Origin of the sequence: Brachybacterium sp. EE-P12, assembly GCF_003711805.1 — a bacterium.
Lineage (GTDB): Bacteria > Actinomycetota > Actinomycetes > Actinomycetales > Dermabacteraceae > Brachybacterium.
The window spans coordinates 72,842-91,935 of the sequence record NZ_QXCP01000009.1; the positions used below are offsets into that span (position 1 = coordinate 72,842).

The 19,094-nt window shown below is 71.2% G+C and carries 20 protein-coding genes; 12 read left to right on the plus strand and 8 right to left on the minus strand.

What is annotated here, in order from left to right; all coding sequences use genetic code 11:
• The first annotated feature begins 15 nt into the window (after positions 1-15).
• From mphO to rdfA, 7 genes are all read left to right on the plus strand, one after another.
• The gene (gene mphO, locus D1648_RS12490) at positions 16-927 is read left to right on the plus strand and encodes a macrolide 2'-phosphotransferase MphO (protein WP_122942342.1); all 912 of its coding nucleotides are present in this window, start codon (positions 16-18) and stop codon (positions 925-927) included.
• A gap of 268 nt (positions 928-1,195) precedes the next feature.
• Positions 1,196-2,197, plus strand: coding sequence for a transglycosylase family protein (locus tag D1648_RS12495; protein ID WP_122942345.1), 1,002 nt, complete (start codon positions 1,196-1,198; stop codon positions 2,195-2,197).
• Positions 2,198-2,667: 470 nt separating this feature from the next.
• Positions 2,668-4,107, plus strand: coding sequence for an MFS transporter (locus D1648_RS12500; RefSeq protein ID WP_122942347.1), 1,440 nt, complete (start codon positions 2,668-2,670; stop codon positions 4,105-4,107).
• 172 nt (positions 4,108-4,279) lie between these two features.
• On the plus strand, positions 4,280-5,452 hold the full coding sequence (locus D1648_RS12505; protein ID WP_122942350.1) for a Gfo/Idh/MocA family protein: 1,173 nt from the start codon (positions 4,280-4,282) through the stop codon (positions 5,450-5,452).
• Between the two features lie 48 nt (positions 5,453-5,500).
• Positions 5,501-6,349, plus strand: coding sequence for a sugar phosphate isomerase/epimerase (locus D1648_RS12510; protein WP_122942352.1), 849 nt, complete (start codon positions 5,501-5,503; stop codon positions 6,347-6,349).
• 225 nt (positions 6,350-6,574) lie between these two features.
• Entirely contained in the window at positions 6,575-7,351 is a 777-nt protein-coding gene (locus tag D1648_RS12515; RefSeq protein WP_122942354.1) for a MerR family transcriptional regulator, read from the plus strand.
• Between the two features lie 223 nt (positions 7,352-7,574).
• Positions 7,575-8,375 carry a rod-determining factor RdfA gene (gene rdfA, locus D1648_RS12520; protein WP_122942357.1) on the plus strand — a complete coding sequence of 267 codons (801 nt, stop codon included), beginning with the start codon at positions 7,575-7,577 and terminating at the stop codon, positions 8,373-8,375.
• Positions 8,376-8,556: 181 nt separating this feature from the next.
• Here the strand turns inward: rdfA and D1648_RS12525 are convergent, their stop codons facing one another.
• The 3 genes from D1648_RS12525 to D1648_RS12535 are packed head-to-tail and all read right to left on the minus strand — an operon-like array spanning position 8,557 to position 11,590.
• Entirely contained in the window at positions 8,557-10,053 is a 1,497-nt protein-coding gene (locus tag D1648_RS12525) for a tripartite tricarboxylate transporter permease (RefSeq protein ID WP_122942360.1), read from the minus strand.
• Entirely contained in the window at positions 10,053-10,580 is a 528-nt protein-coding gene (locus D1648_RS12530; protein WP_122942362.1) for a tripartite tricarboxylate transporter TctB family protein, read from the minus strand. Before D1648_RS12530 ends, D1648_RS12525 begins: the two co-directional genes overlap by 1 nt.
• A complete protein-coding gene (locus D1648_RS12535) occupies positions 10,577-11,590 on the minus strand; it encodes a tripartite tricarboxylate transporter substrate binding protein (protein WP_122942364.1) in 1,014 nt (337 codons plus the stop codon). The genes D1648_RS12530 and D1648_RS12535 overlap by 4 nt, the downstream gene beginning before the upstream one ends.
• A gap of 149 nt (positions 11,591-11,739) precedes the next feature.
• On the opposite strand from D1648_RS12535, the gene D1648_RS12540 reads away from it, so the two are divergent.
• Positions 11,740-12,084 carry a universal stress protein gene (locus tag D1648_RS12540; RefSeq protein WP_122942366.1) on the plus strand — a complete coding sequence of 115 codons (345 nt, stop codon included), beginning with the start codon at positions 11,740-11,742 and terminating at the stop codon, positions 12,082-12,084.
• Between the two features lie 231 nt (positions 12,085-12,315).
• On the opposite strand, the gene D1648_RS18255 is transcribed toward D1648_RS12540, so the two are convergent.
• Both D1648_RS18255 and D1648_RS18260 read right to left on the minus strand, forming a co-directional pair.
• Positions 12,316-12,537 carry an IclR family transcriptional regulator C-terminal domain-containing protein gene (locus D1648_RS18255; RefSeq protein ID WP_241155484.1) on the minus strand — a complete coding sequence of 74 codons (222 nt, stop codon included), beginning with the start codon at positions 12,535-12,537 and terminating at the stop codon, positions 12,316-12,318.
• Entirely contained in the window at positions 12,513-12,680 is a 168-nt protein-coding gene (locus tag D1648_RS18260) for a hypothetical protein (RefSeq protein ID WP_241155485.1), read from the minus strand. The genes D1648_RS18255 and D1648_RS18260 overlap by 25 nt, the downstream gene beginning before the upstream one ends.
• A gap of 133 nt (positions 12,681-12,813) precedes the next feature.
• On the opposite strand from D1648_RS18260, the gene D1648_RS12550 reads away from it, so the two are divergent.
• Positions 12,814-13,134 carry a putative quinol monooxygenase gene (locus D1648_RS12550; protein WP_122943291.1) on the plus strand — a complete coding sequence of 107 codons (321 nt, stop codon included), beginning with the start codon at positions 12,814-12,816 and terminating at the stop codon, positions 13,132-13,134.
• 64 nt (positions 13,135-13,198) lie between these two features.
• On the opposite strand, the gene D1648_RS12555 is transcribed toward D1648_RS12550, so the two are convergent.
• Both D1648_RS12555 and D1648_RS12560 read right to left on the minus strand, forming a co-directional pair.
• Entirely contained in the window at positions 13,199-14,299 is a 1,101-nt protein-coding gene (locus D1648_RS12555) for a hypothetical protein (protein ID WP_206424809.1), read from the minus strand.
• The gene (locus tag D1648_RS12560) at positions 14,296-15,048 is read right to left on the minus strand and encodes a metalloregulator ArsR/SmtB family transcription factor (protein WP_122942369.1); all 753 of its coding nucleotides are present in this window, start codon (positions 15,046-15,048) and stop codon (positions 14,296-14,298) included. Before D1648_RS12560 ends, D1648_RS12555 begins: the two co-directional genes overlap by 4 nt.
• A 66-nt stretch (positions 15,049-15,114) precedes the next feature.
• Here D1648_RS12560 and D1648_RS12565 point away from each other — a divergent pair, with 66 nt between their 5' ends.
• Positions 15,115-15,432 (plus strand): DUF2249 domain-containing protein, encoded by a 318-nt coding sequence (locus D1648_RS12565; protein WP_122942371.1) that lies wholly within the window; start codon positions 15,115-15,117, stop codon positions 15,430-15,432.
• A gap of 76 nt (positions 15,433-15,508) precedes the next feature.
• Here the strand turns inward: D1648_RS12565 and D1648_RS12570 are convergent, their stop codons facing one another.
• Positions 15,509-16,564: a tellurite resistance/C4-dicarboxylate transporter family protein gene (locus tag D1648_RS12570; RefSeq protein WP_122942373.1), complete on the minus strand. Its 1,056-nt coding sequence runs from the start codon at positions 16,562-16,564 to the stop codon at positions 15,509-15,511.
• Between the two features lie 203 nt (positions 16,565-16,767).
• Between D1648_RS12570 and D1648_RS12575 the strand changes: the two genes are divergently transcribed.
• Both D1648_RS12575 and D1648_RS12580 read left to right on the plus strand, forming a co-directional pair.
• Positions 16,768-18,210 (plus strand): MDR family MFS transporter, encoded by a 1,443-nt coding sequence (locus D1648_RS12575; protein ID WP_305038013.1) that lies wholly within the window; start codon positions 16,768-16,770, stop codon positions 18,208-18,210.
• A gap of 49 nt (positions 18,211-18,259) precedes the next feature.
• Positions 18,260-19,006, plus strand: coding sequence for a helix-turn-helix transcriptional regulator (locus D1648_RS12580; RefSeq protein ID WP_122942377.1), 747 nt, complete (start codon positions 18,260-18,262; stop codon positions 19,004-19,006).
• Positions 19,007-19,094 lie beyond the last annotated feature (88 nt).

Sequence of the window (19,094 nt, forward strand, 5' to 3'; positions counted from 1 at the left end):
CGGCAGACTGCCCGCATGACCGAGACTCCCCCGCCCGCCGACCTCGAGGAGCTGCTCGCCCTCGCCGCCGACCACGGGCTCGACCTCGTGCCCGACTCCCTGCGCACCGAGGAGGTGGGGCTCGACTTCCGCGTCGCGTTCGCCCGAGCGCGGGACGGGCAGCGATGGGTGCTGCGGATCCCGCGCCGGGCGGAGGTGCTGCCCCGCGCCGCGATCGAGGGTCGGCTTCTCGCCCTCCTCGCCCCACGCCTGGACGTCGCGGTCCCGGACTGGCGGATCAGCACGGAGCGGCTCATCGCCTATCCCCTCCTCCCCGGCACCCCGGGCCTGACCGTCCGCGCGGACGGGGCCGTGGACTGGCACGTGGACATGGCCTCGACCGAGTTCGCGAGCACGCTCGGCGCCTTCATCGCGCAGCTCCATGCCGTGGACCCGGTCGAGGCGGCGGCGACGGGGATCCCCGCGCACACCCCCGCCCAGGTGCGCGAGGGATGGCGAGCTGACCTCGCGCGCGTCGCGGAGCATTTCGAGATCGCGCCCGCGCTGCGGGAGCGATGGGAGTCGTGGCTGGCGGAGGACTCCTACTGGCCCGACCGCAGCGTCCTGACCCACGGGGAGATCTACCCCGGCCACACCCTCGTGCAGGGAGAGCGGCTGAGCGCGGTGCTGGACTGGACCACCGCGGCCGTCGGCGATCCGGCGAGGGACTTCATGTTCCACCGGGCGGGCGCGCCCCCGGAGGCCTTCGACGCCGCGCTCGCGGCCTACACGGACGGCGGCGGGACCGTGCACGCACGCCTCGGCGAGCACTGCGAGGAGATGTTCTCCGCCTCTCCGCTCGCCTACGGGCTGTACGCCCTCGAGACCGGGGAGCAGCAGCATCGCGAGGCCGCAGCAGCCGCCCTCGCCCCTCCCGCCGACGCCTGAGCGTCGTGAGCCGCGCCACAGGACGCGCCATGACTCACACCGCCTCGCCGAGCCCTGGAGCGTTGCCGCGTCATCGCCGGTCAGCGCCCCGCACCGGGACGGCACCCGAGTCATCCCCACGATGTGGGCGGGTCAAATCCTGGTCAGATCCGCGCCGAGGTGCTTGCCCCGAGGGGCCCGGATCCCCCTACGGTGGCCGACGTCCGAAGAGGCCGGGCCGCGCCCGTGCGGCGCCGACCGGCCACCCACGATGTGAGAGGACGACCCCTTGTCCAAGCACAGCACCCATGCCCAGCGCACCCCGCGCACCGTCGCCCTGCGCCGCGGGCTGAGCCGTTCGGCAGTCGCCCTCGCCGGCGGCGCGGTCGTCGCCTCCGGCATGATCGCCGCGACCACCACCTCCGCCTCGGCCGCCACCGGCTGGGACGAGGTCGCCGCCTGCGAGTCCGGCGGCAACTGGTCCACGAACACCGGCAACGGCTACTACGGCGGCCTCCAGTTCTCCCAGCAGACCTGGGAGGGCTTCGGCGGCACCGAGTACGCCTCGAGCGCCGACCAGGCCTCGAAGAGCCAGCAGATCGCGGTCGCCGAGCGCGTCCTGGCCGAGCAGGGCGCGGGCGCCTGGCCCAACTGCGGCGGCCCGCTCAGCGGCGGCGCCGACACCTCGGGCGCCCCCGCGGCGGAGGACGACTCCTCCGAGCAGGAGGCCCCGCAGGAGCAGGAGCAGCAGCAGGACGAGCAGCAGGCTCCCGAGGCCCGCGACTCGGACCAGCAGGCCAACCGCTCGACCGAGCGCGAGAGCCGTGAGAGCTCCGAGCCCCAGGGCGACTGGACCTGCGACGGCGACGGCATCCCGAACAACTGCGACGAGAACGGCTTCACCAAGGAGACCGAGAAGAAGCAGGAGGAGCCCGCGCAGCAGGAGGCTCCGGCTCAGGAGTCCGCCCCGGCCCCGCAGGAGTCCGCGGGCGAGCCCGGCTCCAAGGCCTCGGGTGACCTCTCCGTCGCCGGCACCCTCGAGGTCGACGGCAAGATGGGCCCGAAGACCATCACCGCGCTCCAGGACTGGCTGGGCGTGGAGCAGACCGGCGAGATGGACGAGGACACCACCCTCGCCCTCCAGGCCTGGGCCAAGACCTCGCAGGACGGCAAGATCGGCGCGAACACCGTCGCCGGCCTCCAGCACGAGATCGGCGCCGAGCAGAACGGCTCCGACGAGATCGACGGGGACACCGTGGAGGTCCTGCAGGCCTTCCTGAACCTCTACTGATCCCTCCGCGTCCGCCCCTGCCGGGGCGATGACCACCTGCGGCACCGCCGCAACCATCCCGGACGGCCGGGCCGCCCCTCGTGGGCGGCCCGGCCGTCCGTCGTCGTGCGCGGAGCTCGACGGACAACCCACCCCAAGACTCGACGAACGCCCCACCCCGAGTCGCACCCCCGTCGGCAACCAATGGCAACTGTCCACCTGGACGGCCATGAGCTCCAGGCTGTGACCCACCTCTCGTCGCCGCGGACTCGACATCGATGCAGGTGAGCACGCCGTCACCGGTGGGCCGAGGAGCCCTGCCCCACCTCCTCCCCTGCAACTTCTGGCAACAATGGCCATCGTCCGCCGGCTCTGGCCAGACTCGCTGCGCCCCGCCTCACCGGTCCCCGGAGAGCACCGCGATCAGAGCCGCCCGCACCCTGCGCACGCCGCTCTCGCGCCTCAAGGATGAGCCCCAAGGAGCTACGACGATGAGCACCACCGCAGTCACACCCGCCGAGAAGAAGGACGTCAGACCGTTCGGCTGGCGGGACAAGCTCGGCTACATGTTCGGCGACTGGGGGAACGACTTCACGTTCCTCCTGCAGTCCACGTTCTTCCTGATCTTCTACACGAACGTCATGGGCATCAGCGCCGCGCACGTGGGCACCCTGCTCTTCGTCGCGCGCATCCTCGACGCGTTCACCGACGTGGGCGCCGGGCGACTGATCGACACCCTGAGGCCCGGCCGCTCCGGACGGTTCAAGCCCTGGCTGCTGCGGATCATGATCCCGGTGACCGTCATGGCCTTCCTCATGTTCTCGCCCTTCGTGGTCGACGGCGCCTACGGCACGCGACTGGCCTGGATGATCACCACCTACATCCTGTGGGGCTCGGTCTTCTACACCCTGATCAACATCCCCTACGGCTCGATGGCGTCGGTGATCTCCAATGATCCCGGCCACCGTGCGTCGCTCTCGGTGTTCCGCGCCCTCGGCGGCACCCTGGCGAACATCGCGATCTCCGTCTTCCTGCCCCTGGTCGTGTTCGTCCAGGTCGCCGGCCAGTCGCAGATGTCCGGGACCCGGATGATGTGGGCCGCGCTCGGCTGCGCCGCCCTCGGCGTGATCTGCTATCTGCTGTGCTTCGTGAACGTCGAGGAGCGCATCTCGACCCCGCCGAAGGCGAAGGAGGAGCGCCAGGGCCTCGGCCAGGCGCTGGGCTCGATGATCACCAACCGTGGTCTCACCGGCCTGATCGCCACCGCTCTGTTCATGCTGGTGGCCAACATGACGCTCAGCGGCATGATGCCCTACATGCTCAACGAGTACTTCAACAACGGTCAGCTCCTGAGCATCGTGAACTTCGTGGGCCTCGCCCCGACCCTGCTGCTGGTCCCCGTCGCCTCGAAGCTCGCCAAGACCTTCGGCAAGAAGGAGGTGAGCGCCGTCGGCCTGGCCCTCGGCGTGGCCTCCGGCGTGGTGCTCTTCGTGATCCGGACAGACAGCCCCTACGTCTTCATGCTCGGCTACGCCCTGCTGATGCTCGGCATCGCCGCGCTGAACGTCCTCATCTGGGCGTTCATCACCGACGCGATCGACCTGCAGGAGATCCGCACCGGCGAGCGCAACGACGCCACCGTCTACGGCATGTACTCCTGGTCCCGCAAGCTCGGCCAGGCGATCGCCGGTGGCCTCACCGGCTGGGCGCTCGGCTGGATCGGCTACCAGTCCGGCGGCGTGACGCAGACCGAGTCCGTACTCGACGGCATCTACATGCTCGGCACCCTCGTGCCCGCCCTGCTGCTGCTGGCCTCGCTGCTGGCCATCATCTTCTGGTATCCGCTGTCGAAGAAGCGGGTCGAGGAGAACGTGGCGATCCTCGCCGAGCGCCACGCCGCGGCGGCCGCGGCCGACCCCGAGCAGGCCTGACCTCAGCGCGTCGCCGGCCCCGGTCGCGAGGCCGGCGACGCGTATAGGGTCGTAGGGACCGGAGAACGCCTTCCGCGCTGGTCGCCGTCCCCTCCCCCGCTCCTCGCCCCCGATCCCTCCCATCCATCGCTCCCGTCCAGGGAGCACGTCACCACCACAGAACGGAGACACCATGTCGGAGAAGAACGTCCGCCTCGGCATCATCGGGTTCGGCGCCCAGGGCGGCATGTACGCCGGGCTGCTCGCCGACGAGAGAATCGAGGGCATGACCCTCGGCGCGATCGCGGATGTCGACCCCGCGAAGAAGGACCTCGCCGCGGAGAAGCACCCGGACACCCCCTTCTACGACGACTACCTCGCGATGCTGGACTCGGGCGACGTCGACGCGGTGGTCACCACCGTGCCGCACTACCTCCACCCCGAGATGACGATCACCGCGCTGGGCAAGGGCATCCACACCCTCACCGAGAAACCGGCCGGCGTGTACACGAAGCAGGTCGAGGAGATGAACGCCTTCGCGGCGGAGCACCCCGAGACCACCTTCGCGATCATGTTCAACCAGCGCACCAACCCCGTCTACACGGATCTCAAGGCGCTGATCGACTCCGGCGAGCTCGGCGCGCTGCGCCACACCTCCTGGATCATCACCTCGTGGTGGCGCCCGCAGGGCTACTACGACCAGTCCGAGTGGCGCGCGACCTGGGGCGGCGAGGGCGGCGGCGTCCTGGTGAACCAGGCCCCTCACCAGCTGGACCTGTGGCAGTGGCTGTGCGGCACCCCGAAGAAGGTCTTCGCGAAGCTGGCCTTCGGCTTCCAGCGCGACATCGCCACCGAGGACGAGGTCAACGCGCTGGTGGACTTCGGGGACGGCGTCACCGGCCACTTCATGACCTCCACCAACGACATCATCGGCACCGACCGCCTCGAGCTGCTGTTCGACAAGGGCAAGGTCGTCGTCGACAAGTCCTCGAAGGTCACCATCCATCGCCTGTCCGAGGACGAGCGCAGCCTCAGCGACCAGATGACGATGCAGGACGTGGCCAAGCTGTTCCGCGGCGAGATGGACCCGACCTCCGTCTACACCACGGAGGAGAAGGAGTACGAGTCGGCCTGGGGTCAGCAGCACATCGACGTCCTGACCAACTTCGCCGCCCACATCAACGACGGCACGGAGCTCATCGCCGACGGCGCCGAGGGGATCAACGGAGTGCGCCTGGCCTCGGGCATGCAGCTGTCGGCCTGGACCGGCCGCGAGATCGACCTGGTGGACTACCCCTCCGAGGAGTACCTCGCCGAGCTCAACCAGCGCATCGAGGAGGAGGGGAAGTTCCCCACCCGCTCCTGACCCCTGCTCGACGCCACGCCCCACCACGACCTTCGAAGGAGAACACCCATGCCCGTCCTCGGACTCCAGCTGATGATGCTCAAGGACCAGATCAACGAGAAAGGGATGTACGAGGTGCTGCGCCAGGTGCGCGAGCTCGACATCGACGCGGTCGAGGTCTCCCAGGTGGAGATGACCGACGAGCTGATCGACGACCTCGTGCGCGGCAAGGCCGACTTCGGCGTCGAGACCGCCGCGATGAGCGCCTCGATCGCCCCCGGCGGCAACGGCTTCGCACTGGAGACCGAGTTCGACCGCGCCGTCGAGGCCTGCCGGAAGACCGGTGCGCGGTTCCTGCGCATCGGCATGATGCCCTTCTCCGCGATGACCTCGAAGGAGGCCTGCGAGCAGTGGGCGGCGTCGGTCGAGCCCTACGCGGCCCGGCTCGCCGAGCAGGGCGTCACGCTCTGCTACCACAACCACCACGTGGACCTCATCCAGTTCGAGGGCGAGCGGATCTTCGACATCGTCCGACGGGTCGCCCCCTCGCTGCTGTTCGAGGTGGACCTGCACTGGGTCCAGCGCGGCGGCATGGCCCCGCTGGACATGCTCGAGGCCTACTCCGGCGCCTGCAAGCTGATCCATGTCAAGGACTTCCGCGTGGCCCCGATGCCCGAGGAGGCCGTGAAGCGCTCCGAGGCCGGCGAGATGGACATGAAGGAGTTCTACGGGATCTTCCTCTCCCTCGCGCAGTTCGCGGAAGTGGGCCAGGGCAACATGAACTGGCCCGCGCTGCTGCCCGCGGCGGAGGAGGCCGGCGCCGAGTACTTCCTCATCGAGCAGGACGACACCTACGGACGCGATCCGATCGACGCCATCCGCGATTCCCGCGAGTACCTGCGCTCCATCGGGTACTGAGAGTGGCCGGCCTGCAGAACAGGGCGTCGGAGAGCACACCGGGACGCTCTGCGGCCCGCCGTGTCGCCTGACGCCCCTTTCTGCAGCTGCTTCCCCGCCCCGACGCCCGCCGGCCGTGCCCGTCACGGTCGGCGGGCATCGTCGTCTGCTCTCCCCTTGCGCTTGACGCGACGTCAAGCGCCATGATCGATCGTGCACCGAGGAGGACCGACGGGAGGAGGAGCCATGGGAACGTCGCAGCATCCGTCGCAGGAGTGGTCGATCCAGGAGGTCGTCCGCAGCACCGGCGTCACGAGTCGCACCCTGCGCCACTACCAGCAGGTGGGGCTGCTCGTGCCAAGCCGCATCGGGCACGGCGGGCTGCGCTTCTACGACCGGGAGGCTCTGCTGCGCCTGCAGCGGATCCTGGTCCTGCGCGAGCTGGGGCTCGGACTGCCCCAGATCGGCCGCGTCCTCGATGAGAGGGTCGACCCCGCCACCGCGCTGCGGGCGCATGCCGAGCAGCTCGAGAGCGAGCAGCAGCGGCTGGCCCGCATCGCCGCCTCGGTGCGTTCCACGATCCGGATTCTCGAGACAGGAGGAGAGCTGATGACGGACACGATGTTCGACGGATTCGACCACACGCAGCACCGCGAGGAGGTCGAGCGGCGGTGGGGCGAGCAGGCCTATGCCGACTCCGACCGCTGGTGGCGTGCCTTGAGCGACGCCGAGAAGCAGGGCTTCCGCGAGGAGCTCGACGCCCTGGTGGCAGGCTTCGCCGACACCTCGGCGCGGGGTCTGCCCGCAGAGCACGAGGAGGTCCAGGCGCTCACGGCCCGGCTGCACGCCTGGATCGGCGCGGGCTGGGGCGGGAAGGAGCCCGGCGCCGAGGCCTTCGTCGGGATCGGCGAGATGTACGTCGCCGACCCGCGCTTCGCAGCGACCTTCACGGTCGAGGGCCGGGCCTTCGCCGAGCACGTGCGCGATGCCATGACGGTCTACGCGCTCGAGAAGCTCGAGTGACCGGAGGTCCCCGCCGAGGGCCCGCGCGCCGAGGGGCGCGCGGGCCCTCGGGCTCTGCGCGACGTGCCCGGGGGTGCGGCGCGGCCGGCACGGCACGGACCGTTACCATTTCGTGATTCGGCCCACGTCGGCGGCGACGCACCCCGCTTCCTGAACGGTTCCGCAAAGCGTCCCCCGGGTTCGGGGCGTAGCGTCGCCCGCGCCATCGACTCCAGGAGGCACAGTGAAGGTCCGAAGCACCTCAGCCCTGCGGCGCACGCTCGCCGCGCTCACCCTGACCGCCGCGCTCGGGCTCACCGCAGCCTGCAGCGGCGGGCAGGACGATCCCTCGCAGGCGTCCGACGGAGGCGGCCAGGCGGCCGCGTCCGACTCCGGCGGCGCCGCGGCCGGCGACCAGCAGATGCCCGAGGCCGACGTCTCCGATGTGCCCGACGTGGTCGCGGAGGTCAACGGCGAGGAGGTCACCAAGGACGAGTTCGTCCAGACCTACGAGTCCCAGTTCCAGCAGCTCATGATGCAGCAGCAGCAGTCGGGCGCGGGGACGGAGGTCGACCAGGACGAGCTGAAGTCCCAGGTCGCCGAGCAGCTCGTGAACAACGAGCTGCTGCGTCAGGGCGCGGCCGACGCCGGCATCGAGGCGAGCGACGAGGACGTCGACACGACCCTCGACGAGATCGCCCAGCAGAGCGGCCTGGACTCGGGCGACGAGGTCGTCTCCGCGCTCGAGCAGCAGGGGATCGACGAGAAGCAGGTCCGCGAGGACGCCGCCTCCCAGTTCGCGATCACGAGCTACATCGAGAAGGAGGCCGACGTCTCCGAGCCCTCCGAGGAGGAGCTCAAGGAGCAGTACGACGCCATGGTCGAGCAGCAGTCCCAGGCCGGCGCCTCGAGCGAGGAGATGCCCTCCTTCGACGAGGTCAAGGACCAGCTCGCCGAGCAGGCCACCACCCAGCAGCAGAACGAGGCGGCGACCGAGCTCGCCGGGTCGCTGCGCGAGTCCGGGGACGTCACCATCAACCTGTGAGGTGACGCAGCCGCGGCACCGCGATCAGCCTGCCGCCTGACCCGGCCGGTCATCGCCTCCCGCCGCGCTCCCTCACACAACGAGTGCTGCATCTGGACCCCTGAGAGTAGGTAGAAGCGGTCCAGATGCAGCACTCGGCACTCGGGTCCTGCGCCCTGGAACAGCCCCGGACCGGTGCGCCTCAGAGGTCGCGGCGGGTCCGGGTACGGACCGAGAGGGCGACGACGCCGAGCAGCAGCACGTAGATCACGATCGTGATCGGGCTGGAGACCAGCACCCGCGGATCGCCGACGGAGGACAGCAGCGCATCGCGCAGGGAGGTCTCCGCGAGCGGGCCCAGCACCATGCCGATCATCAGCGGCGCCACCGGATAGTCGTAGCGGCGCATCAGGAAGCCGAGCACGCCGATGGCCAGCAGCAGGACCAGGTCGAAGACGGCACCGGAGGTGGCCCAGATCCCGAGCCCGCAGAACAGGGTGATCCCGCCGTAGAGGTACGGCTTCGGGATCAGCAGAAGCTTCGCCCAGAGCTGGGCGAAGGGCAGGTTGATCACGAGCAGCACGACCATCGCCAGGAAGAAGCTCGCCAGCAGCGCCCACACCAGGTCGGCGCTGGTCTCGAAGAGCAGCGGTCCCGGCTGCAGACCGTACTGGCGGAACGCGGCGAGCATGATCGCGGCCGTCGCGGAGACGGGCAGGCCGAGCGCCAGCAGGGCTCCCATCGCCATGCCGGTGGTCGCGTTGCCGGCGGCCTCCGGCGCGGCGAGGCCACGGATCGCGCCCTTGCCGAACTTCGGGGTCCTCCGACGACGGTCCAGGCGCCGCTCAGCCTCGTAGGCGAGGAAGGTGGGCACCTCGGCACCGCCGGCGGGGATCACGCCGAAGGGCAGTCCGATCACAGTGCCTCGCGCCCAGGCAGGTGCCGCCTCGGCGAGCTCCTGCCGGCTGAGGAAGGGGCGGCCGCCTCCGGCGCGGACCCTCAGGTCCTCCTGTTCCCGACGCACCCGAGAGGCGACGAACAGGACCTCGCCGAGGGCGAGCACGGCAACGGTCACGGTGACCAGCGAGATCCCGTCGAACAGCTGCGGGGAGCCGAGGGTGAAGCGCGGCAGTCCCGAGACGCCATCGATGCCGATCATGGTGATCCCGATCCCCAGAACCAGGGCGGCGAGCCCCTTGAGCACGTTGTCGGCCACGACCGAGGAGGTGGCGATGAACGCGAACAGCGCCAGCGCGAAGAACTCCGGGGGCCCGAAGGCGGAGGAGAGCGCCACCAGCGTGGGCGAGATGAACACGACCAGCACGGAGGCGACCATGCCGCCGACGAAGGCCCCGATCGCCGCGGTGGCCAGCGCCTGCGGCGCCCGGCCCGCGTTGGCCATGCGATGCCCCTCGAAGGTCGAGGCGATGGCGGAGGCCTGCCCCGGGGTGTTCAGCAGGATCGCCATGGTCGAGTCGCCGAACAGGCCTCCGAAGTACACGCCGGCGAAGAGGATGAACGCGGCGGTGGGGTCGAGGGCGAAGGTCATGGGCAGCAGCAGCGCCACCGCCATCGAGGATCCGAGCCCGGGCAGGACGCCCACGGCGGTCCCCAGCAGGCAGCCGACCACCACCCAGAGCAGGTTCATCGGACTGAGGGCTCCGGCGAAGCCCTGCATCAGCAGGTCGATCTGCTCCATCAGAACCCTCCTCCCAGGATCCCGGAGGGCAGGATCAGGCCCAGCCCGGTGCCGAAGATCAGGTAGATGACCGAGCTGAGGAACAGCGCGATCAGGATGTCGAACAGCGGCCGGCGGGAGCCGAATCCATGTGCGGTGCACCAGAACAGCAGCGCGCCCGCGAGGATCCAGCCCAGCCACGGCATCAGCAGCGCGAAGGCGAGGAAGCCGCCCGCCACCCAGGCCAGCGCCGCGAAGTCGGAGTGGGAGCGATAGCTGCGCCCGGAGGTCTCCTCGACCGGTTCGGGGGTGCGCAGCACGCCGACGCCCAGGAGCACCGCGAGCAGCAGACCGACGCCGCCGAGGATCACCGGGACGAAGCGTGGGCCGGGGAACTCGGTGTCCGCGGCGGGCACGAGGAACGCACCGATCAGCAGGAACAGGCTGAACGCCGCGAGCAGCCCGGGCATCAGCAGCGCTGAGCGGCCGTGCCAGAAGCCGTGCTCTCCGGCGGGCGCGGGGGGCTCCACGGGATCCTGGGGGCTCATCCGCGGATCTCCTCGAACAGCGCGGCGATCCGCTCGGTCTCCTCGGCGACGTACTCGACGAGATCCTCGCTGCCCAGGGGGACTTCTCTCCAGTAGTTTCGTGCCACGGCGTCCTTCCATTCAGCGGTCGCGACCGTCTCCTCCAGGAGGGCCTCGAGCTCGGCGATCTCTCCCTCGTCCACCACCGGTGGGGCGAACATGGCGCGCCAGTTGGTGAGGGTGACGTCGTAGCCGAGATCCACCAGCGCGGGGATCTCGATCCCCTCCAGCGGCTCAGGGGCCACGACGCCGAGCCCGCGCAGTCGCCCCGACTCGATCTGCGGGTGCATGTCCGCGAAGCCGCCCGCGGTGGCCTGGGCGGTGCCGTTCAGCAGCGCCTGGATCGCCTCGCCGCCGCCGTCGGAGGGGATGTAGGTGGTCTGGCCGGGATCGATCCCTGCGGCCAGGGCGAGGTCGGTCATGACCAGCTGATCGAAGGATCCCCCTCCGGTCCACGCCAACTGCGCAGGCTTCTCCGCCCATCCCTGGACGAGCTCGTCGAGATCCTGGTACGGCGAGTCGGCCGGCACCGTGACCAGTGCGTACTCCTCGACGACGCGGGCGATCGGGGTGACATCGGTGATCACGGAGGCGGTGTCGAACTGGATCTGGGCGGCGATCTGGCCGGTGCCGCCGACCATCAGGGTGTTGGGCTGGTCCAGCTGGGCGACGCTGCCCAGGGCGATGGTGCCGCCGGCGCCGGGGATGTTGACCACCTGCACGTTGCCGACCAGCGAGTTCGAGCGCATGGCCTGCTGCATCTCGCGCTGGAAGGCGTCCCAGCCGCCGCCGGCCGCGGCGGGGGCGACCAGCGTGAGGTTCGAGCGGACGTTCGTGCCGCCCGCGCTCGCTGTGATCGACTGGTAGGCGGCGGTGCCGATGACGGGGGCGGCGAGCACCCCGAATCCGATGCTGAGCGCTCGGCGGCGCGTGGGGTTCGGCGGCGGCGCCGGCACGTCCGCGTGTGCCATGGCACGTCTCCTTCGTCGTGGTCCTGGAACGCGCCGCGACCTGCGCCCCGGCGAGCAGATCCGACAGTGTACGCATGATCGTCGGACTCTCGTCCGGCGGGCCGCGGATCGATTAGGGTGCCTCCTGTCGCCTCGTGAAGGAGCTGCTCATGTCCGTCCTCGTCGCCGGCACCGACACCCCTGAGGGCAAGGCCGCGTATCGCTACGGGATCGAGGAGGCGCGCCGCCGCGGCGAGGATCTCGTGGTCTTCCTGCTGGAGGGGAGGCACGCCGCCTCCCCCGATCTCGGGGAGGTCCGGGAGACCGTCGAGCATCCGGACGAGCGCAGCCACTCCCCCGCCGGCGACCTCATCGACCGCGCGGAGGGCGAGGACGTCTCCGCGCTCGTGATCGGGGTACGTCATCGCACGGCAGTCGCGAAGCTCTTCCTCGGCTCCTCCGCCCAGCAGATCATCCTCGAGGCGAACAAGCCGGTCATCTGCGTCAAGGCCTGACCGCAGCCCACCGCTCCCCCACACCGGGTGCTGCATCTGGACCGCTTCAGCTGACCGATAAAGGTCCAGCTGCAGCATTCGGTCGGGGCGAGGCCGGGTCGGCCCCCGGGTGGATCGGCCACAGTGCAGGCCAGCCGGGGCGGAGACGGCGACGGTGCCGACGAGCATCCCGTCGTCGGCCTTGATCGTCGCGGCGAGGCAGCTGGTGCCGGGCACGAACTCCTGGTGCTCCTAGGCGATGCCGCGCTCGGCGATCTCGGCGAGCTGGGAGCGCAGCTGCGCGGGGTCGACGAGGGTGCGGTCGGTATGGGCGCGCAGCGGCCCCGTGCTGAGGTGCTCCTCCTGTTCCTCGGGGGCGAGGTGGTGCAGCTGGTAGCCGAGGGCGAAGCGCTTCTCGGCCCGCAGGTGAACGAGATACTCGCTGCGGATCAGCTCCTGGGCGATGCGGTACACCGAGGGCAGCGGGATCCGGTCGCCTCGGAGATGCCGCGCGCCGTGCTGCTGCCGTGCTCGGCGACCGCCTCCAGCACCGCGAGGGCCCGGGCGATCTGCCCGCCCTGCTCCTGGACCGCGCCGCCGACGTCGTTCGAGGTCATCATCGCCCTCCTTCCGGCGCCCATTGTGCCCGAGCCGCGCCGGGGACCGGTTCTTGCCCTGCGAGAATCGAGGTACCGCGCCTGCGCCGGACACGGCAGGCTGGTCCCGCCACCGCTCAGAAAGGCCCCGACGATGATCCTCATCAACGTGAAGTTCCCTGTGAAGCCCGAGTACGCCGACCGCTGGCCGGAGATCGCGAGCGAGTTCACCGAGACCACCCTCGCCGAGCCCGGCAACCTGTGGTTCGAGTGGTCCCGCAGCGTCAAGGAGCCGAACACCTACGTGCTCATCGAGGCGTTCACCGACGAGGGCGCCGGCCCGCACGTCGACTCCCCGCACTTCAAGAAGATGCAGGAGGAGTTCCCGCAGTACCTCACCGCGACGCCGCAGATCATCTCCCACCAGATCGACAGCGACGGCTGGGGCCCGATGGGCGAGATCACGGTCGACTGACGCCGATTCGCCGTCCGAGGGCGGGCGGGGCACGGGGAGGACCCGGCGCCCCGCCCGTCCTCGATCATGTGCGAGAGGACCGCAGCGGGCCGAGGATCGCGCTGGTCACGGCGGTCAGCACGAACAGGAGCAGGGCCGCCACCCCGAGCGTGCCCCCGATCTGCCAGGCGGGCACCCACTGCAGGGCGTCGCCCAGGGCGAGCCGCACCACGAGGCTGAGCTGGAGCAGGCTCAGCGGCACCCACAGCGCGGGCCGGTACGGCAGCGGGATCCGCAGCACCGCGGGGAGGATCGTGGTCGAGTGCGCCATGATCATCGAGATCACGTAGCCGAGGAGCACGGCGTGGGCGACCGCGTCGTAGGCGCCGCCGACCGGCCTGCCGCCGAGCATCAGCACGGCGGCCGCGGTGAACAGCCACACGTAGCCGCACAGGATCGCGACGGCCATGAAGCGGGGTGCGCCGGGGATGCGCACGGTGCGTCGGGCGACGTCGTGCTGGACCAGCCACACCACGAGCGCGGCGAGCGCGATGCCGAGCAGGACGGCGCCGGCCTCGGCGTGCGCGATCCCCACCAGCAGGGCCGCGACGATCGTCCCGGCGTGCACCAGCACCCGTCGGCCCGCGGCGGGGCCGAGGGTGATGCGGGCGAGCTCCACGCGCTCGGCCGCGACGGTGAGGACCACGAAGCCGATCAGCCACGGCAGCACGTCGTCGAAGACCGCCCCCATCGTCCAGCGGAGCGCGCCGCCGCAGGCCAGCGCCGTGGCGAGGAGCTGGGTGAGCACGGTGTGGTCGTGCTGGCGCCGCCACAGCGGGATGTACAGCAGCGTGAACGCCGCGGTCCCGACGACGAGCAGGATCTTGCCCGCCTGCAGCGGCAGCGGATCGGCCAGCAGCGAGATCCCCCCGATCCCGAGCAGGGCGGGGGCGAGATAGCCGTACCAGCGGTCCAGAGCGGTGGCGCGCTCGAGCGCGATGAGGGTGCCGACGAATCCCAGCACCATCAGCATCCCGTGCACGAGCGGGAGGCGGGCGGTGGTGATCGGGGCGGGCAGGTCCAGCAGCAGGAGCGCGGCGTCCAGGCCCGCCAGCAGCGACAGCCCGGCCGGGAGGATCCAGCCGAGCCGCCAGGAGGGGCGCCGGCGGCCGGCGGCGGATCTCACGCCGGCCCCAGGCGCAGACGGCACATGCCGGGGGCGGCGAAGGGCTCGAGCTCGGCGCGGGACCGCGCGGGAGGGTGCGCCCCGGCGCTGTCGGCGGGTCGCGAGCAGGCGTCACCGCCGGGGTCCGCAGCGACGTCCCCCGGGGCGAGGAGGGCGTCGACGAGTCCGCGGTGCACGGCGCAGACCACCTCGGGGTGCTGCTGGGCGGCCTCGAGGAGCGGGCAGCGGCGCAGGGCGATGTGGTCCCCCTCGTCGGCCGGGTCGAATCCCTGGTCCTCCATCACGTGCAGCACGCGCTCCCGGTCGGTGCGGAGACCGGGGCCGGCGGGGAGGTCGGGCAGGAGTCGGCGCCCCCAGGAGAGCCCGGCCTCGTGCGCGGTCTCCGCGGGGTGCGGGCTGGTGCGTGCGATGGTCTCGGCGAGCACGCCGGCGAGGGCGGCGTAGGGCGAGGCGGGGCCGTGGCGGGTGGGGCGCCAGAGCCAGGCGGGCCGGCCCCTCCCCTCGGCGGGGGCGGGCGAGCGGGTGGCGTGCCCATCGGCCAGCAGCTGGTCGAGGTGGCCGCGCACGGTGTTCTCGTGCAGGCCGGTGGCACGGCTGAGCGCGGTGACCGAGACGGGGGCGGTCTGCGCCTCGAGGGTGCGCAGCAGCTGCTCGCGGGCGGCGGTGTGGCGGCGTCCGGCGGCGCTGCGCCGGGGGCCTCCGGGCGAGGCGGCCGCCGCGGGACCTCTCTCCTTCTTTTCCACGGTCATGAATGTAATCTAATCGCCAGACGTGCGCGGGCAGGAGGTCCCGCGCCCCGGAGGACAGGAGTCGACATGGCGGACATCAGCATCCAGCGCTCGCGCGAGGAGGCCGTGGACCAGAACCCCGAGCAGCAGGGATGCGCGTGCGGTGAGCACGACGGGGACCTGCCCGAGCTCGACGTGCAGACGATCCCGCATGCCATCCGCCATGCCTCGATCTTCGGCGCGGTCGAGTCGCTCGTGCCCGGCGGCGGGATGATCATCTCCGCGACGCACGATCCGGTGCCGCTGCTCATGCAGCTGCAGGCCAAGCACGGCGACGCCTACTCCGCCGAGTACCTCGACCAGGGTCCGGAGCGGTGGCGGATCCTCATCCGTCGCGTCGCCTGAGCCGCGCCGCGAGGGGGCGCGCTCCGGCCGGTGGGCGCGACCGGGGCGCCCGCGAAGGTCGGGGGCGCCGGGCGGTTCAGCGGCGCCCCGGGCCGAGACCGCGCGCAAGGGTGAGCACGAGCCCGGCGGCGACCGCGACCCAGGCGAGCACCGCCACCGCGAGCCCCGCCTTCCCGACGGCCTCGACCACGGGCAGGTGCTCGGTGCGTCCCAGCTTCATCGAGGCGACGGCGAACATCCCCAGCGGGAACACCATCGACCACAGCGTCGGCTGGTAGCGCAGCGGAACACGGTGGGCGAGGTGGCGCCACACGCCGGCGCCGACCAGCAGCGGGATCTGCCACAGCGCGAAGCACCAGAAGATCACGACGGTCCCGCCGATCAGCCCCCGGGCCGCCTCCACCATCGGCACCGGATCCATCGCGTAGATGCTCGTCCCGGCGACGACGGCGATCGCGAGCGCGCCCATCGAGACCCAGTAGGTGGGCTCGAACTGCTCCGGCGTGATGCCGAAGTGCACGATCCGCAGGATGACGAGCACGGCGATGCCGACGTAGAGGATCGTCCCCACCGACCAGGCCATCACGGTGAGCACTCCGAGCAGGTCCGCGGCGGCGCCGCTGCCGGCCGTCAGACCGGACAGTCCCACGGCGAGGGACTGCGAGGCCACCGACCACACGAACCAGCTCCCGTCGGTGCGGGCGAGGATCGGCTCGCCGTCGCGGGCCATGAGCACCTGCCAGGGCAGGACGTAGCCGAGGACCACCCAGATCGCGGCACCCAGCAGGAGGAGCACGAGCGCCGCGCGGCCGGCCCCCTCGGCCTGGAGGCCGACGGCGAGCACGCTCGCGGCGGCGACCGTGGTGAAGAACCCGAAGGCGCGCTCGGGGCTGCGGGCGTCGGCGCGCATCCGGGCCCGGTGCCGGATCCCGCGCAGCAGGGAGAGCACGACGAGCACCGCCGCGCCGGCGGCGGCGACGACCAGGAGCGCTCGGGCCGCCCCGGAGAGGCCCGCGTCCCGCAGGCCGACGGAGACGATCCCCGTCGCCATCACCAGGGCGAAGTATCCGGGGGCGAGGGACGCCGTCGCATCATCGGCGCGCGCGAGCAGGGTCGAGGGGGAAGCAGGCACCGATCCATTGTGCGCCGGACAGGCGATTCCCGGAGCGGATGAGGCGTTCGCCTCGCCCTCACGACCTTGCACTGACTGCAACTTTCAACCTACTGTCGTGGGGTGGCCGAGGACGCCGCACGGCCAGAGCCGTGCGCGCAGAGCCTCGCGCCGGACGAGCAGAGAGGGGCCAGGTGGCGATCGAGACGAGTGAGGTGCCCGCCGTGAACGGCGAGAGGAACAGCAGGACGACAGGCTCCGGGGGCTCGGCCCCGGTCGACGCGAACCCGAACATCGTGATGGCGGTGCTGCTCGCGGGCGCGTTCGTGATCATCCTGAACCAGACCCTGCTGAACACGGCGCTGCCCGCCTTCATGGCGGACTTCGGCATCACCGCGAACGCCGCCCAGTGGGTCACCACCCTGTTCATGCTGGTCAACGGGATCATGATCCCGGCCACGGCGTTCCTGATCCAGAAGTTCTCGACCCGCACGATGTTCTTCGCGGCGATGGGGATCTTCGCGCTCGGGACGATCATCTGCGCCGTCGCACCGGTCTACCCGGTGCTGCTGGCGGGCCGCGTGGTCCAGGCCGCGAGCGGCGGCATGATCATGCCGCTGATGCAGACGATCCTCTTCGCGATCTTCCCGATCGACCGTCGCGGCACCGCCATGGGCACCTTCGGGCTCGTGATCTCCTTCGCCCCCGCGATCGGCCCCACCCTGTCGGGCTTCATCGTGGACCACTGGTCCTGGCGGGTGCTGTTCGTGATGATGCTGCCGATCGCGATCGGCGCCCTGGTCTTCGCCCACCTCACGCTGAAGAACGTCACCGAGCAGACCGACCCGCACCTGGACGTCCCCTCGCTGATCCTGTCGACCTTCGCGTTCGGCGGGCTGCTGTTCGGATTCAGCACCGCCGGCTCCACGGGCTGGGGCAGCCCGGAGGTGCTCGCGCCGCTGGGCGTGGGCGCCGTGGCGCTGGTGTGGTTCGTGCGCCGGCAGCTGCGTCTCGAGGACCCGCTGCTGGAGCTGCGGATCCTGGGCAACGGCATGTTCACCCTCGGCACCGTGCTGGGCATGCTGGTGTTCATGGCGATGATCGGCGGGATGCTGATGATCCCGCTGTTCATGCAGAACATGAGCGACTTCTCCGCGATGGAGTCCGGTCTGGTGCTCCTGCCGGGAGCGATCGTGATGGGGCTGATGTCGCCGGTGACCGGGCGGATCTTCGACCGCTTCGGGGCGCGGGTGCTCGCGGTGCTCGGCTTCGCGCTGCTGTCCGCGATGAGCCTGCTGCTGGCGCGCCTGAGCGTGGACACCTCGTTCTGGTACATCGCGATCGTCAACGCGGTGCGGATGCTGGGCACCGCGATGGTGATCATGCCCGTGACCACGGCGGCGCTGAACCAGCTGCCGCAGCGGCTGATCCCCCACGGCTCCGCGGTGAACAACACGATGCGCCAGATCGCCGCCTCCGTCGGCACCGCGGTGCTGGTCACGGTGATGACCATGGCGGCGCTGGATCCGGCCACCCACGGCCCCTCCGGCGCGATCCACGGCGTGAACGTCGCCTTCGTCGTCTCCGCGGGGATCGCGGCGGCGGGCATGATCGGCGCCTTCTTCCTGCGCGGCTCGAAGCCGAGGGCGGCGGTCCTCGAGGACTGATCCGCGCCGATGGAGGCGACCCCGCGGCCGCCTCCGTACACTGGTCGACGTGACCGCGACCACATCTCGGCTGACGGAGGACGCTCTCGCCTCCGTGGTCGACCTCGCCCGGGAGCAGGCACCCTCGCTGCAGGTCTCGGACCTCGCCGACCACGCCGGCTACAGCCCTTTCCACTTCTCGCGGATGTTCAGCGCACGGCTCGGGATCGGGCCCGGCCAGTACCTGATCGCGCTGCGGATCGCGCGCGCGAAGGATCTACTGCTCGCGGACGAGGACCCGGTGATCGACGTGGCGTGCGCGGTGGGCTTCGACTCGCTGTCGAGCTTCAGCCGACGCTTCCGCAGCACCGTCGGCGTGGCACCCGGTCAGCTCCGCCGCCTCGCGCAGACCGTCGCGGACCGACCCCCGCGCCCCTTCGCGCTGCTGCGCCCGCACCCCGTCGGCGTCCGCGCGTCCCTGGTGCTGCCCGAGGGCGCCGACCGGCGCGGGGACCCCTCGATCTGGGTGGGCTGGTACCCCTGGCCCGCCCCCATCGGGCTGCCGGCCTCGGGAGTGCTCGTGACGGGCGTGGATCACGTCGACCTGCCGCTGTGCGAGGGCGCGCCCTTCCTGCTCGGCTACGCGGTGCCGCCGAGCGCCGATCCGCAGGACATGCTCGCCCCGCGCGCCCCGATGGTCGCGGCGCACCCCCGTCCGCTGACGGGCCCGGCCGAGGTCACGCTGCACTTCGGCACCTCCACGCTGGACGGCGCCATGCCCATGCTCTCCGCGCTGCCGTCGCTGTGCCGCGCCTGAGAGCGCAGGATCGGACACACCTGCCCGCCGCCGCGCGCCTAGCGTGAGAGCCCCGGCCCTCCCCGGCCGGCGCCACCGCGGCGACCCC

Coding starts and splice junctions, on each gene's coding strand:
- mphO (WP_122942342.1), top strand. CDS start 16: ATGACCGAGACTCCCCCGCCCGCCGACCTCGAGGAGCTGCTCGCCCTC.
- D1648_RS12500 (WP_122942347.1), top strand. CDS start 2,668: ATGAGCACCACCGCAGTCACACCCGCCGAGAAGAAGGACGTCAGACCG.
- D1648_RS12505 (WP_122942350.1), top strand. CDS start 4,280: ATGTCGGAGAAGAACGTCCGCCTCGGCATCATCGGGTTCGGCGCCCAG.
- D1648_RS12510 (WP_122942352.1), top strand. CDS start 5,501: ATGCCCGTCCTCGGACTCCAGCTGATGATGCTCAAGGACCAGATCAAC.
- D1648_RS12515 (WP_122942354.1), top strand. CDS start 6,575: ATGGGAACGTCGCAGCATCCGTCGCAGGAGTGGTCGATCCAGGAGGTC.
- D1648_RS12525 (WP_122942360.1), bottom strand. CDS start 10,053: ATGGAGCAGATCGACCTGCTGATGCAGGGCTTCGCCGGAGCCCTCAGT.
- D1648_RS12530 (WP_122942362.1), bottom strand. CDS start 10,580: ATGAGCCCCCAGGATCCCGTGGAGCCCCCCGCGCCCGCCGGAGAGCAC.
- D1648_RS12535 (WP_122942364.1), bottom strand. CDS start 11,590: ATGGCACACGCGGACGTGCCGGCGCCGCCGCCGAACCCCACGCGCCGC.
- D1648_RS12540 (WP_122942366.1), top strand. CDS start 11,740: ATGTCCGTCCTCGTCGCCGGCACCGACACCCCTGAGGGCAAGGCCGCG.
- D1648_RS18260 (WP_241155485.1), bottom strand. CDS start 12,680: ATGACCTCGAACGACGTCGGCGGCGCGGTCCAGGAGCAGGGCGGGCAG.
- D1648_RS12550 (WP_122943291.1), top strand. CDS start 12,814: ATGATCCTCATCAACGTGAAGTTCCCTGTGAAGCCCGAGTACGCCGAC.
- D1648_RS12560 (WP_122942369.1), bottom strand. CDS start 15,048: ATGACCGTGGAAAAGAAGGAGAGAGGTCCCGCGGCGGCCGCCTCGCCC.
- D1648_RS12565 (WP_122942371.1), top strand. CDS start 15,115: ATGGCGGACATCAGCATCCAGCGCTCGCGCGAGGAGGCCGTGGACCAG.